This window comes from Pandoraea soli (genome assembly GCF_902459595.1).
Taxonomy (GTDB): domain Bacteria; phylum Pseudomonadota; class Gammaproteobacteria; order Burkholderiales; family Burkholderiaceae; genus Pandoraea; species Pandoraea cepalis.
Map to the genome: position 1 here is coordinate 53,837 of NZ_CABPSG010000004.1, position 13,760 is coordinate 67,596.

11 protein-coding genes are annotated in these 13,760 nt (G+C 64.0%); 7 read left to right on the forward strand and 4 right to left on the reverse strand.

Annotated elements, in window-relative coordinates; all coding sequences use genetic code 11:
• Positions 1–65 precede the first annotated feature (65 nt).
• From mgtA to PSO31014_RS08825, 3 genes are all read left to right on the forward strand, one after another.
• Positions 66–2,819 carry a magnesium-translocating P-type ATPase gene (mgtA, locus tag PSO31014_RS08815; RefSeq protein WP_150551290.1) on the forward strand — a complete coding sequence of 918 codons (2,754 nt, stop codon included), beginning with the start codon at positions 66–68 and terminating at the stop codon, positions 2,817–2,819.
• A 154-nt stretch (positions 2,820–2,973) separates the two neighbouring features.
• The gene (locus tag PSO31014_RS08820; protein WP_150551291.1) at positions 2,974–3,708 is read left to right on the forward strand and encodes a transporter; all 735 of its coding nucleotides are present in this window, start codon (positions 2,974–2,976) and stop codon (positions 3,706–3,708) included.
• 150 nt (positions 3,709–3,858) lie between these two features.
• Positions 3,859–4,356, forward strand: a complete 498-nt coding sequence (locus PSO31014_RS08825; protein WP_150551292.1) for an Rrf2 family transcriptional regulator — start codon at positions 3,859–3,861, stop codon at positions 4,354–4,356.
• 48 nt (positions 4,357–4,404) lie between these two features.
• On the opposite strand, the gene PSO31014_RS08830 is transcribed toward PSO31014_RS08825, so the two are convergent.
• Together PSO31014_RS08830 and PSO31014_RS08835 are read right to left on the reverse strand one after the other, a co-directional pair.
• Positions 4,405–5,811 carry an MFS transporter gene (locus PSO31014_RS08830; RefSeq protein ID WP_150551293.1) on the reverse strand — a complete coding sequence of 469 codons (1,407 nt, stop codon included), beginning with the start codon at positions 5,809–5,811 and terminating at the stop codon, positions 4,405–4,407.
• Between the two features lie 6 nt (positions 5,812–5,817).
• Entirely contained in the window at positions 5,818–6,471 is a 654-nt protein-coding gene (locus PSO31014_RS08835) for a DsbA family oxidoreductase (RefSeq protein ID WP_150551294.1), read from the reverse strand.
• Between the two features lie 292 nt (positions 6,472–6,763).
• Between PSO31014_RS08835 and PSO31014_RS08840 the strand changes: the two genes are divergently transcribed.
• The 4 genes from PSO31014_RS08840 (at position 6,764) to PSO31014_RS08855 (ending at position 10,710) form a co-directional block, all read left to right on the forward strand.
• A complete protein-coding gene (locus tag PSO31014_RS08840) occupies positions 6,764–7,384 on the forward strand; it encodes a flavin reductase family protein (protein ID WP_150551295.1) in 621 nt (206 codons plus the stop codon).
• Positions 7,385–7,581: 197 nt separating this feature from the next.
• Positions 7,582–8,286, forward strand: coding sequence for a GntR family transcriptional regulator (locus PSO31014_RS08845; protein ID WP_150551296.1), 705 nt, complete (start codon positions 7,582–7,584; stop codon positions 8,284–8,286).
• 58 nt (positions 8,287–8,344) lie between these two features.
• The gene (locus PSO31014_RS08850) at positions 8,345–9,742 is read left to right on the forward strand and encodes an MFS transporter (RefSeq protein WP_150551297.1); all 1,398 of its coding nucleotides are present in this window, start codon (positions 8,345–8,347) and stop codon (positions 9,740–9,742) included.
• A gap of 95 nt (positions 9,743–9,837) precedes the next feature.
• Positions 9,838–10,710 carry an isocitrate lyase/PEP mutase family protein gene (locus PSO31014_RS08855; protein WP_150551298.1) on the forward strand — a complete coding sequence of 291 codons (873 nt, stop codon included), beginning with the start codon at positions 9,838–9,840 and terminating at the stop codon, positions 10,708–10,710.
• 69 nt (positions 10,711–10,779) lie between these two features.
• Here PSO31014_RS08855 and PSO31014_RS08860 read toward each other — a convergent pair whose 3' ends face one another.
• Together PSO31014_RS08860 and mhpA are read right to left on the reverse strand one after the other, a co-directional pair.
• On the reverse strand, positions 10,780–12,126 hold the full coding sequence (locus PSO31014_RS08860; protein WP_150551299.1) for an MFS transporter: 1,347 nt from the start codon (positions 12,124–12,126) through the stop codon (positions 10,780–10,782).
• An 84-nt stretch (positions 12,127–12,210) separates the two neighbouring features.
• Positions 12,211–13,734 carry a bifunctional 3-(3-hydroxy-phenyl)propionate/3-hydroxycinnamic acid hydroxylase MhpA gene (mhpA, locus tag PSO31014_RS08865; protein ID WP_150551300.1) on the reverse strand — a complete coding sequence of 508 codons (1,524 nt, stop codon included), beginning with the start codon at positions 13,732–13,734 and terminating at the stop codon, positions 12,211–12,213.
• Between the last annotated feature and the right edge of the window lie 26 nt (positions 13,735–13,760).

Consider the following 13,760-nt stretch of genomic DNA (forward strand, 5'->3'; position numbering starts at 1 on the left):
CTCCGGTAGCGCCTGACGAGACCGGCCGGCCGCCATACCCGCGTAAGCCGCGCCAGGAATTCGTCATGAACAAGCACCTTCACTCGCGCCGCAAGCAGCGCGGTTTCGTCGAACGCTCGACAACCTCCGGCCTGCCGCCCGTGGGCCCCGACGTCGTCGCCCGGCTGGCCAATGAGCCGCTACAGGACGTTGTACACACCCTCGACACCGACCTGAAAGGGCTCACGCTCGCCGACGTCGGTCAGCGCCAGACTCGCTACGGCCCTAACGAAATCGCGCACGACAAGCCGCCGCACTGGACGGTGCAATTGTTCAGCGCCTTCAAGAACCCATTCGTGATGGTGCTGCTGGCGCTCGCCACCGTCAGCTATTTCACCGACGTCTACTTCGCCGATCCGGGCGACGAAGACTACATGGGCATCTCCATCCTGCTCACGATGGTGACCATCAGTGGCCTGTTGCGCTTCTTCTCCGAGTTCCGGTCGCTGCGCGCGGCGGAGAAGCTCAAGGCGATGGTGCGCACCACGGCCAGCGTTCGCCGACGCGTGACGGCGACGGGCGAGCCGGAGCGTCACGAGGTCGCCATGCGCGAGCTGGTGGTGGGCGACATCGTGACGCTCCAGGCGGGCGACATGATCCCGGCCGACCTGCGCTTGATCGAATCGCGCGACCTGTTCATCAGTCAGGCGGTCCTCACGGGCGAAGCGCTGCCCGTCGAGAAGTACGACACGCTGGGTGCCGTCGCGCAAAAGTCCGCCGCGACGACGGCCGGGCAGGGCAATGCGAACCTGCTCGATCTGTCCAATATCTGCTTCATGGGCACGAACGTGGTCAGCGGCACGGCCACCGGCGTAGTCGTCGCCACGGCGGGCGACACGTATTTCGGCGCGCTGGCGACAAACGTGGTGAGCCACAAGCGGGTCGAGACGAGCTTCGACCGCGGCGTGAACAGCGTGAGCTGGCTGCTCATTCGCTTCATGCTGGTGATGGTGCCGGTCGTCTTCATGATCAACGGTCTGACCAAGGGCGACTGGGTGAGCGCGCTGACGTTCGCGCTGGCCGTGGCCGTGGGGCTGACACCGGAAATGCTGCCGATGATCGTGAGCGCCAATCTGGCGCGCGGCGCCATGGCGATGTCGCGCCGCAAGGTGGTGGTCAAGCGCCTGAATTCGGTGCAGAACTTCGGCGCCATGGACGTGCTGTGTACCGACAAGACCGGCACGCTCACGCAGGACCGCATCATTCTCGAGCAGCATCTCGATGTGGCGGGCGATGAGCGCGAAGACGTATTGCGTCTGGGCTGGCTCAACAGCTATCACCAAAGCGGTCAGCGCAACCTGATCGACGTCGCGATCATCCGCCGTGCCAACGAGATCGGCGAGGCGGTGCAACCCCGCGAATTCTCCAAGATCGACGAGCTGCCGTTCGACTTTGTGCGCCGGCGCCTGTCGGTCGTGGTGGCGGACGCGCGTGGCGAGCACCTGATGATCACGAAGGGCGCTGTTGAAGAGATGCTGTCCGTCTCCACACACGTGCAGACGCCACAGGGTGTGCGCGCGCTCGACGATACGGCCCGTGCCATCCTGCTGGCGCGCGCCGAGGCGTACAACGCCGACGGGTTCCGCGTGCTCGTCGTGGCGACGCGCGACATCCCGGCAAGCGAGACGAAGACGCAGTACAAGACGTCCGACGAAGCGGGGCTGACGGTCTGCGGCTTCCTGACCTTCCTCGATCCGCCCAAGGATTCGGCCGCCCCGGCCATTGCCGCACTGCGCGAGCATGGCGTGACGGTGAAGGTGCTCACCGGCGACAACCCGATCGTCACGATCAACGTGTGCCGTCAGGTCGGCCTCGAACCCGGCACGCCGCTGCTCGGCACGGACATCGAGCCGATGGACGACGCCACGCTGCGCGAGGCGGTCGGTCGCACGACTGTGTTCGCCAAGCTCGCGCCGCTGCACAAGGCGCGCGTGGTCAAGGCCTTGCAGGCCAACGGTCACACGGTGGGCTTCCTGGGCGACGGCATTAACGACGCCCCCGCCCTGCGCGATGCCGACGTCGGCATCTCGGTGGATACCGGGGCGGATATCGCCAAGGAAACCGCCGACATCATCCTGCTCGAAAAGAGCCTGATGGTGCTGGAGGAGGGCGTGATCAAGGGCCGCGAGACCTTCGGCAACATCCTCAAGTACCTGAACATGACGGCCAGCTCGAACTTCGGCAACGTGTTCTCGGTGCTGGTGGCGAGCGCATTCCTGCCGTGGCAGCCGATGCTCGCGATGCAATTGCTCGTGCAGAACCTCGTGTACGACATCTCGCAGATGTTCCTGCCGTGGGATCGCATGGATCCGGAATTCCTCAAGAAGCCGCGCAAGTGGGACGCGGGCAACATCCGGCGCTTCATGCTGTGGCTTGGACCGACCTCGTCGGTGTTCGATATCACGACCTATGCGCTGATGTGGACGGTGTTCGGTGCGGGCGCGCTGTATCACGCGCATGGCGGCGATGCGGGGCAGGTCATCATGAACTCGGGCTGGTTCGTCGAAGGGTTGGTGTCGCAGACGCTGGTCGTTCACTTGCTGCGCACGCAGAAGATCCCGTTCCTGCAAAGCACGCCAGCGCTGCCGATCATGCTCTCGACGACGGTGGCGATCGCGCTGGCCTGCTGGCTGCCTTACTCGCCGTTTGCCGAAGCGCTTGGCTTCGTCGCGCTGCCGGGGACGTACTTCTACTGGCTCGCCGCGACCATGCTCGGCTACATCGCCCTCGCCCAAGTGGTGAAGACGATCTACATCCGCCGCTTTGGCCGCTGGTTCTGATCGGGCGTCGGGCGCGTCAGCCGAGACGGCCGAATCATTACCGCCATTGATTTGATACAACGCTGCCGCCCGGCCGGGCGGGAGCCGACACTCACACAAACTCGCCCCGCCGTTCGCCGCGCCGGGGCGGCACACGTAAGCAAGAGAACGACTCATGAAGAAGCAACTGATGTCTTTGGCGCTGCTCTGTCCGCTCAGCGCCTTCGCCGCCCATCCGCTGGTGTCCGACGATACCGGCACACAGGGCGACGGCAACTGGCAGTTCGAGACGAATGGCGAAGTCACGTCGAAGCAGCCGGAAATCGGCCGCCAGACGCTCTGGAACAGCACGCTCACCCGAGGGGTGGGAGAGGCGCTCGATCTGTATGTCGACGTTCCCTATACGCACCTTCAAAACCGCTCGGACGCGGCGGGCAATGGTGTCGGCGATGTGGAAACGGGCGCCAAGTGGCGGATGTACGACGACGGGGCGTTCAGCATCGGCCTCAAGCCATACCTGAGCTTCCCGACGGGCAACGACCAGCGCGGGCTCGGCAGCGGTCGAGTGAACGCCGGCGCGACGTTGCTCACGCAATACGAGATCGACAAATGGACGTTTCTGTTCAACGCCGGAGCCGCTTATCAGCCGAACCGCCAAGGCGATCGCCAGTCCTTGTGGAAGGTCTCAGGGGCGGTGCTGTATCGCGTGTTGCCGACAACGCAGCTCATTCTGGATGTGGGCGCTTCGCAGAACCCCGACTTTACGCAGCGGACACACCCGGCGTTCATGATTCTCGGGGCGATCTACAGCCCGAAGTCGTGGCTGGATCTGGACGTCGGCTATCGACGCGGCCTCAATCCGCAGACGTATGACTATTCCTGGATGGGCGGGATGACCGTTCGCTGGTAAGGCGATCCCTTGGCGAGTCGAGGCATACCGGCGGCGCATGGCTGCGGCGCAGCATAAGATGCCTATGAAAGCCATGTTAAACTGGTTCGCGATAGTTCCAGGCGGCACTTGGTGCCGCCTGACCCGTTCTTGCAGCGCTTCCCCCGTCGAATGCGACTTACCGACCACACCGATTACAGTTTGCGCACCCTGATCTACGTCGCGGTTCACCCCGACGAGTTGGTGCATGTCCAGGCGGTGGCGGACGCGTTCGACATTCCCAAGAACCACCTCGTGAAGATCGTGCAAAAGCTCGGCCAACTAGGCTACTTGCACACGGTGCGCGGGCGCTCGGGCGGGATTCGACTGGGCCGTGCACCGGAGCGCATCGGGCTCGGCGAAGTGGTGCGTGCCATGGAGCCCGACTTCGCGATGGTCGAGTGCTTCCACCAAGGCGATAACGCCTGTGTCATCACGTCGGCATGCAACCTGCGCGGCGTGCTGGGCGAGGCATTGCGCACCTACTTTGCGGTGCTAGACCGCTACACGTTGGCCGATCTGGTCAGCCAACCCGCCGAGTTGCGTCGCCTGCTCGGGGATGCGGTGGCCGCGGTCATTCCCGTGGCGGACATCAAGGTCAAACGGCGCGTCACCGAGTCGCCTTCCTGAATCGGTGGGGGCACGCCGGTTTCCTGTCGTGTCATCCCCACCGCGCGATCAAGCGCCGCGTCGCACCAATCGCAAGCCGCTCGCGAGACACCCTGCGGCCGAGAACGCGGCGCCCCACGCCAACGCCCACAACGAACCTTGGGCGCCAGCGATGCCCAACGCCAGGGCCACGAGTGCAGCGCCCGTCGCTTGCCCCAGCAGTCGTGACGTTCCCACCATGCCGCTTGCCCCGCCACTGCGCTCCGGCGGTGCGCTGTGCATGAACGCCTTCAGGTTCGGCGACTGAAAGAAACCAAATCCCAGACCGCACAACGCCATCCGCCAGCCGATATCCCACAGTTGCGCATGCTCGGGCATGATCGCCAGCAACCCCATGCCTGCGCTCAGCATCGCCAGGCCAATCGCGCCCAGCGCGCCGGGCGGATAGCGGTCGGACAGACGTCCCGCCAAGGGCGCAATCGCGGCCACGAAGAACGGCCAGGGCGTCATCAGAAAGCCTGTCTCGATAGGACTGCGATGCAGCACGTTCTCGAAATAGAACGGCAACGACACGAGTCCCAGCCCCTGCGTCGCAAACGCACAGATGGCCGTGAGCGTCGAGAGCGCAAATGCGGGCAGACGCAACAAGTCGACCGGCAGCATAGGCGCACGATGGTCGCGCTCGCGGCGAATCAGAGCCCAGCCAAACACAATCGCGCCCACGAAGCACGTCACCGTCAGACGCCAATCGGCCCGTTGTGCGCTCTGGCTCAGCGCGAAGATCAGCAGCGCAAACGTCGCCACATTGAGCAACGCGGCGATCATGTCCGGCTTGTGCGCGCTGCGCGGCGTGTCAGGTAGATTGCGGCGCGAGAACGCCAGCGCCAGCAACGCCGTCGGCACGTTGATCAGGAACAGCCACGGCCAGCTCCCGAATGCGAGGACGAGCGACGCCAACGTTGGCCCGATGGCGAACGAAATACCAACGATCAGCGCGTTCAGGCCCACACCGCGCCCAAGTTGATGCGCCGGATACAGGAACCGGATAAGCGCGATGTTCACGCTCATGACCGCAGCAGCCCCCACGCCCTGCAAGACGCGAGCGCCTGCGAGAAAGCCGAGTGTCGGCGACAGGGCGCACAGCAGCGACGCCACGAGAAACACCGCCACGCCCGACATGAAGACGCGTTTGTGGCCGACGCGCTCGCCCAGTGAAGCGAACGGAAGCAGGGTCGCCACCATCGCCAATTGGTACGCGTTCACGATCCAGACCGATGCCGACGGCGTCGTTTTCAGATCGAGTGCCATCTGCGGCAGGGCCGTGTTGGCGATCGCCGTGTCGAGACTGGCGAGCGAGACGGCGAGCAGAATCGCCGTCATGGCGAGTCCGCGCCCGGTGGCGGGCGGCTCGTGCGTGTGCGCCGCCGCTGGGGCGCTGGCCGCCGCGGTATCGGCGATCGGGGGCAGGGACGACATGACGGATCAGCCTTCGGCCAGAATCTGACGAATGGCCTGTTCGAACACTTCCGGCGGTTGTCCGCCGCTCACGAGATGCCGGTTGTTGAAGATGATCGCCGGCACCGACTGGATGCCGAGATTCTGGTAGTGGCGCTCAAGCGCGCGCACCTGCTCCGCATACTCGTCGGAGGCGAGGATCTCGCGCGCACGCGCCGTGTCGAGGCCGGCTTGCCGCGCGGCGTCGACGAGCACTTCCGGGTCGCTCGTGCGCTTGCCCTCGACGAAGTAGGCGCGCAACAGCGCTTCCTTCAGGGCGAGCTGCGTGTCGTTGCCGACGGTCTGTGCCCAGTGCAGCAGACGATGCGCGTCGAACGTGTTGTAGGCGTGCGTGCGCAGGTCCATGCGCATCGGGAACCCTTCGGCCGCCGCCCGCGCGCCGATGTTGGCCTGATTCTGTGCCAACTGTTCCGGCGACAGGCCGTACTTGCGCGACATGTAATCGGCGAGCGGAACGCCGTCGACCGGCATGTCGGGATTGAGTTCGAAGGGGCTGAAATGAAGGTCGGCTTCGACCTCGTCGCCCAGACGGCCGAGGGCCGTCTTCAATGAGGCAAGGCCGATGGCACACCAGGGACAGGCGACATCGGAGACAAAATCGATCTTGAGCGTGGCGGGCATGGTCTGTCGGCGCCGTGGTGGCGCGCGCAATGAAAAACGCGTCGCCTTGCGCGACGCAACGCGCAATCCTCGCATAAATCGATAATTCTCGCCGGAGACCCCCAGGTCGACGCCGTAAGCCTTTATCCATGCCGAGTTCGAGGTGCAGGTGGGCCGGTTGCCCATGTGATGTTGAGTTTCGTCTGTCGGAATCTATGTTTCGCCTGATGAATCGGCGATGGGCGAGTTGCCTGAGACCTGCGGCAATGCGATATCGTGTGGGGCATTCATTCACGTGGATCTTCACTGCCTCATGTCCAACGATGTTCACTTCTATGACCCGGCCAAGGGTCACGGTCTGTCTCACGATCCGTTCAAGGCGATTGTCGCGCCGCGCGTAATCGGCTGGATCTCCAGCTGCGACGCGCACGGCCGGGGCAACCTCGCGCCCTACAGCTTCTTCGGCGCTTTCGCGACGTTCCCGCCGATCGTCGGGTTTTGCAGCGAGGGCTACAAAGACTCGATTGCCAACATCGAAGCCACGCGCGAGTTCGTCTGGAATTTCACGAGCAAGTCGCTGGTCGCGCAGATGAACCGGACGTCGGCCCCCGTGCCGCACGACGTCGACGAGTTCGAACTGGCGGGGCTGACGAAGGCCGCCGGCGTCAATGTCGACGTACCGCATGTGGCCGAGTCGCCCGCCTCGCTCGAATGCAAGTTGCTGCAGATCGTGCGCCTGCACAATCTCGACGGCAAGCCGATGGACAACTGGCTCGCCCTGGGGCAGGTCGTCGGCGTGCACATCCGCCGCGAGTATCTGCGCGAAGACGGCATCTTCGATACGGCGAAGGCGCATCCGGTGATGCGCGCGGGCTATCTCGGCGACTATGCCGAGATCGGGCCGATGTTCGATTTGCGTCGCCCAAAGGCCTGAACGGCGTTGGCATCGTGTGCCGCCGCGTCCGCGGCGGCGCGGGAACCTGAAAAGGGCGCGGCGAAGCCATCGCTGTCGCCGCGTGGGCATGTCTAGGGGGAATTACCGATCCAGCGATTCGCAACATTGCATACAATGTTTACAAAATTCGCCTGAAGTTAATAGGCAATCTCGTAAATATTTAAACATTGCATACAATGTCGTCTACGCCGCTCACCCTGTCCTCTGCCGATGTCTACCTGGCCATCAAGACCTCGCTGGCCGAACATGAGTACGCCGCGGGGCAGTATCTGCGTGAGACCCAACTGGCGGAGCGCTTCGGCGTGAGCCGCACGCCGGTGCGCGAGGCCTTGCGCCGGCTTGATGCGGAGGGCTGGGTTGAATCGGTGCCCAACTATGGCGTACGCGTGCGGGCGTGGACCGAACAGGACGCGCGCGAGATTTTCGAGGCTCGGTTGCTGATCGAGCCGTATCTGGCGGGGCGCGCGGCGCAACGGGCGACCGACGACGATGTCGCGCGGCTGCGTGAACTGGCCGTGACGATGTTCGACATTGCGCGCGAGCCGCCGACGGCGGCGCTGACCGAACGCTGGTTTGCGCTGAACGACACCTTCCACGCGATCATCAGCGGCGGCGCTGGCAACGGCCGCCTCGACCGCTCGCTCAAATCGATGAAAGAGACGCCACTCGTCAAGTGGACGTTCGACACCTACAACCCCGAAGACCGCGAGCGCAGCGCACGGCAGCACCTCGAAATTGTCGACGCGTTCGCACAGCGCAACGGCGTCTGGTCCGAGGCGATCGTGCGCTGCCATATCGCGGCGGCGCAGAGCGTGGTGCTTGGCCGTGCGCAACGAACGCAGGGTGACGACGTCGTGGCCTCCGCGTCGGCAGGGGATTAGCCGGTTCCATCAGCAGTACCTGAAAACATCACGTCGATAACGACGGAGGAGACAGCGCATGTTGAGTTCGATAAACGCGGGGCCCCGGCTGGACCGGCTGCCCATTTCCGGGTTCCATCGCCGGATCCTGTGGCTGATCGGGGGCGGCATGTTCCTCGATTCGTTCGACATCTATCTGGCCGGCGGCGTGCTGGGGGCCCTGGCCAAGAGCGGATGGTCGACGATGCAGCTCAACGCCACGTTTCTGTCGGCGACCTTCGTCGGCATGCTGCTCGGTGCGTTGACGGCGGGTGTGCTGGGCGACCGCAAGGGGCGCAAGTTCACCTATCAGTTCAACCTGGCGATCTTTGGTTTGGCGTCGCTCGCCGGTGCGTTCGCGCCCAACATGACGTGGCTGATCGTATGCCGCTTCTTCATGGGGCTTGGGCTTGGCGCTGAGATCGTGGTCGGCTACGGCTCGCTCGGTGAATTCGTGCCGCCCGCGGTGCGCGGCAAGTGGTCGGCCTACCTCTCGCTGATCACGAATTCGGCGTTGTTCTTCTCGACGTTCCTCGGTTATCTGATCATTCCCTCGATTGGCTGGCGCGCGATGTTCGCGATCGTGGGCGTGGGGGCGTTGGTCATGTGGTTCGTGCGCGCCAAGATGCCCGAGTCGCCGCGCTGGCTGGAATCGAAGGGACGTTTCGACGAGGCCGACGCGATCCTGCGTGCGGCCGAAGCCGAGTCTGCGCGCGGCGGCGAATTGCCCCCGGTGCGCCAGATGCCACCGGTCGTCACGCGACCCACCACGCTGCTGGACCTGTTTACACCTTCGCAGATTCGTCGCACGGTGGTGGCGATCTGCGTGCAGATCGGTATCAACGTGGTGATCTACGGCTTCATCGTCTGGGTGCCGACGTTCCTGATGAAGCAGGGGATCGGCATGGCGTCGTCGCTCGGCTACACCACGTTGATGTCGCTCGGCGGTCCGGCAGGCGCGCTGGTGGGCGTGCTCGTGGCCGACCGGATCGGTCGCAAGAACGGCATGATCGCGGTGTCGGCACTCGCGGCGGTGGTGGGGTGGGCCTATGGTCACTCGAGCAGCGTGGAGATGGCGACCGCGCTCGGCTTCCTGCTGTTCACGCTGACCTATCTGATGGTGGCGCTGGGTATCGCGACCTATTGTCCCGAACTGTTCGCGACGGAGAACCGCATGCGCGGCAATGGCGTGGCGGGCTGTGCCGGCCGGATCGCCGGGATTCTCGCGCCGCAGATGGTCGTCGCACTCTACGCATCCGGCGGCATCCAGCAAGTCCTCACGACGATTGCGTGCGTGCTGGCGGCCATGTCGATCGTGCTCGCGCTGTTCGGCATCGAGACCAACCGCCGCTCGCTGGAGGACATCGCACCGAACGCGGGCGGGCTTGGAACGGCCGGTCTCGGCGAGTCGGAATTCTCCGGGAAATCGCAACGCTGACGTCTGGCGCAATACGGCGTCCGGATTCGAAACGACGCGCGGGTCGATCGCCCCGCGCGTCGGAAATCTTGCTTCACCGACTTATTGGAATTGTGATGAACGCCCAAGAAAAACGCAGTCAACTCAAAGCGAAACTGGCTCGGCACGACATTGTGGTCGCGCCGGGGATTTACGACATGATCTCGGTCGCGATGGCTGACGCGATGCAGTTCGACTGCCTGTACATGACCGGCTTCGGTACGGTGGCCTCGTATCTGGGCGTGCCCGATGCCGGCCTGGCGACCTATACCGACATGGTCAATCGTGTGACGGCGTTTTGCGGCAACAGCCGCACGCCGTTGATCTGCGATGGCGACACCGGTTACGGTGGATTGCTCAATGTCATGCACACAGTGCGTGGCTACGAGCGGGCGGGGGCCGCGGGTATTCAGCTTGAGGACCAGGAGTTTCCGAAGAAGTGCGGCCACACGCCGGGGCGCCGGGTGATTCCGGCCGGCGATATGGTCAAGAAGATCCAGGTCGCGGCGCAGACGCGCGACGACGCGAACTTCCAGATCGTGGCGCGTACCGATGCCCGCACATCGCTCGGATTGGACGAGGCATTGCGCCGAGGCGAGGCCTATGTGAAGGCGGGCGCAGATGTCCTGTTCATCGAGTCGCCCGAGAGCGTGGAGGAGCTGGAGACGATCGGCAAGTCCTTCGATGTGCCGTTGCTGTGCAATATCGTCGAGGGCGGACGCACACCGCAGTTGTCGCCGGCGCAATTGCAGTCGCTCGGGTTCTCCATCGCGATCTATCCGGCGACGGGCTTCCTGGCCGCCGCGCGCGCCCTTGAGCACGCCTACGCGCAGATCAAGGCCGGCAATGGCACGATGGGCATCGACAGCGCGCTGTATCCGTTCTCGCAGATGTGCGAGTTGATGGGCTTTCCGGAAGTGTGGGCGTTTGATCGCGCTCACGCGGACTGAGTGAGTGCTGGCGGCGAAAGGCACAATCAGTGACTTTCGCCGTACTCGTGGCGGCGCGGCGGTGCAGGTTCAGCGCGATGGTTCGCCGTTGAGTCGGTCCGTCGGCAATGCGCGTGGCGATGTCGATCGGCTGGCGGGCAGGGCAAAGCTCGCGAGCAACGCGATCGCGCAGGCGCCGATCACGAAGTACGCTGGCGCGGCCAGTGAGCCGGTTTCGCGGATCAGCATCGTCGCCAGCAAGGGGGCAAAACCGCTGAAGACCAGGACGGAGGCGTTATACGAGAGTGCGATGCCGCTGAACCTCACCTGCACCGGGAACTGATCGGCAAGCACGGACGCCCAGGTACCGCTAGCCAGCGAGAAGACCACGCCCGCGAGGATGAACAGGGTGGTCAGATTCACGCTGTGGTTGACCAGTGCGTGATAGAACGGATAGCTCAATACCACCAACAAGGCAGCCGACGCCCGCAGAAGATGCCGGCGCGGCACCTTGTCCCCAAGCCAACCCGCAGCAAGCAAGCCAAACGAACTGACGATCAGATAAGCGTTTTGGGCGATCGCCGCCGTCTGAGGCGCATAGTGAAGTTGTTGCACGAGGTAAGCCGGCATGTGTCCGTACAAGATGCCATTGACCCCGGCCATGACCGCGATCGTGAGCGCCGCAGCGGCGACCGATTTACCGTGGTGGCGAAGCGTCTCGCGAAACGGCTGCTTGACTACGGCGCCATGCATCTTCTTGAACTCCGGCGACTCGTCGAGGTTGCGTCGCATCCAGTACGACACGATGCCGCAGAGGCCGCCGAACAGAAATGCGGCTCGCCAGCCATACGCCGCGGCATCCGCGCTCGACAGGGAACTCTGGATGACGAGGTTGACGACCGTCGCGAGCAATACGCCCACGTTCACCGCGCAGATGATGACGCCGGCGGCCAGGCCGGCGCGATGCGGCGCCGCTTCCACCGCATATGTAATGGCGCCGGGCATTTCACCCCCGACACAGAACCCCTGAAGCATGCGCAGGACAATCAGCAGGATCGACGCGGTGATTCCCCAGTGCTCGTAGTTCGGCAGCAGGCCAAGGCAAATCGTCGCGGTGGTCACGACAACGATGGAGCCGAGAAAGACCGGTCTGCGTCCATAACGATCTCCCCAGCTACTCAGCACGATGCCGCCGAGCGGTCGAATCACATAGCCGATGGCCAGCACGGAGTAGGCGGCGAGCATGCTCAACAGTGCCGAAGCGTTCGGAAAGAACTGCGCGGCGATGTACTGCGCAAAAAAGCCGTACACAATGAAGTCGTAAAACTCCAGTGAGCCGCCAAGGCTCGCGATGAGAATCATCTTCCATTGCGACCGTGTCAGACCGGCGGATGGCGAACGGCTGAACTCGCCGAGGGGGTTGTGGGTTGTCTCCATGATTTCTCCAGTAAGGGTTGGCTTCTTTGTCCAACGTGGGGTATGCGCGATGGTGTCGGCCGACGGCGACCCGATGGCTGCCGATCAGGCGTTTGTGGCGCGCTGATGCGGCAGTGTCCGTTCAAGCAGGTGGTCCAGCGCACGCCGGTCAGGCGCGACACCGAATACGTAACGGTCGGGGCGCACCAATTGGGCGACGGCGCCGGTTGATCTGAACCACTCGCGGATCGAGGCATCGTCGCTCGCGATCAGTTCGACATCCGCGCGGGCCGCCTGGTCCGGCAGATCCGGGCACTCGCTGAGCAACTCCGGTAAGGCAACCAGTGCGAATCGGTAGCCGACGACGTCGTCAAGCCGCCGTCCGTCGTCCAGGCGGGGCTGCGGGGCAATCTGTCCCGCAGTGCCTGAGGGGTCGTCCACCCACTCCCCGGGTCCAAGCTTCGGTTGCGGCGTGACGAAATTGCGGATCGCTGCGGCCATCTCGTCGTCGCGAGCGTTCGCAAGGTCAGGGTGAGTGGTCTGTATGACCGCGCCGAGCTGGACGGCGGTTTCGATGAATTCGCGCACGTGCGGCGAGCGTTCCGATTCATAGGTGTCGAGAAGCGCATCGGAGGCTTCGTCACGAAGCACGGCACCCAGCTTCCATGCGAGATTCGACGCATCGCGAATGCCGGCGGCCATGCCTTGGCCCATGAAGGGCGGTGTCTGATGCGCGGCGTCTCCCGCCAGCAGCAACCGGCCACGGCGCCACCCGTTGGCGACCACGGAATGAAACGTGTAGACGGCCGATCGCTCGAGCCGTGCATCGGTCGGCGAGATCCAGCGCGCGAGCTTGTCCCACAGCCATTCCGACGTTGTGAGTTGCGTTGAATCGTCGTCGGGCATCACCATGATTTCCCAGCGACGACGGTTGCCCGGGCCTCTTGTATAAGTGGTCGGCCGCGCCGGATCGCAATACTGAATCGAGACGTCGCCCAGTTCAGGCCGTGGGGCATTGAGCATCACGTCCACGACGACCCAACGTTCGTGCGATTTCAGATCGGTTAGCTCGGTGCCCATGAAGCGCCGGGCAATGGAGCGCGCGCCGTCGCAGCCGACGACATATCGTGCGGTGGCGCGTCCCAGTTTGCCGCAACGCGTGTCCTCGAAGCGGACTTGAACGCCGTCGGCTGTCTCATCGAGGGAAAACACCTCATGACGCAGACGGACTTCAACGTTGGGTTGCTGCGCGAGGCGCTCGCGCAATGCATTCTCCAGATCGGGCTGGTGGAATTTGTAGCTGGCACACCAGCCGTGAGGTCCAATGTGGGTCGGACGCGGCCAGTCGATCAGCAATTGGCCTTGCGCGTTCACGAACTTCATTCCAGGGCCGACGAACAGGTTGGGGAGCAGCGTGTCTGCAATCCCGATCGTCTGGAACACGCGCATGCATTCGCCATCGAAATGCACCGCGCGGGGCAGCGCAAAGATGTCTTTGTCGCGCTCCAGCACCAGCACCCGCAACCCCTGGATCGCAAGCAGATTACCCAATGTGGCGCCGGTGGGGCCGAGGCCGATGATCGCGACATCGTAGTCGCATGTAGGCGTTGGAATAGTTTGATTTGACATGTTCGTTTCCCGCTGTTCAGACACCG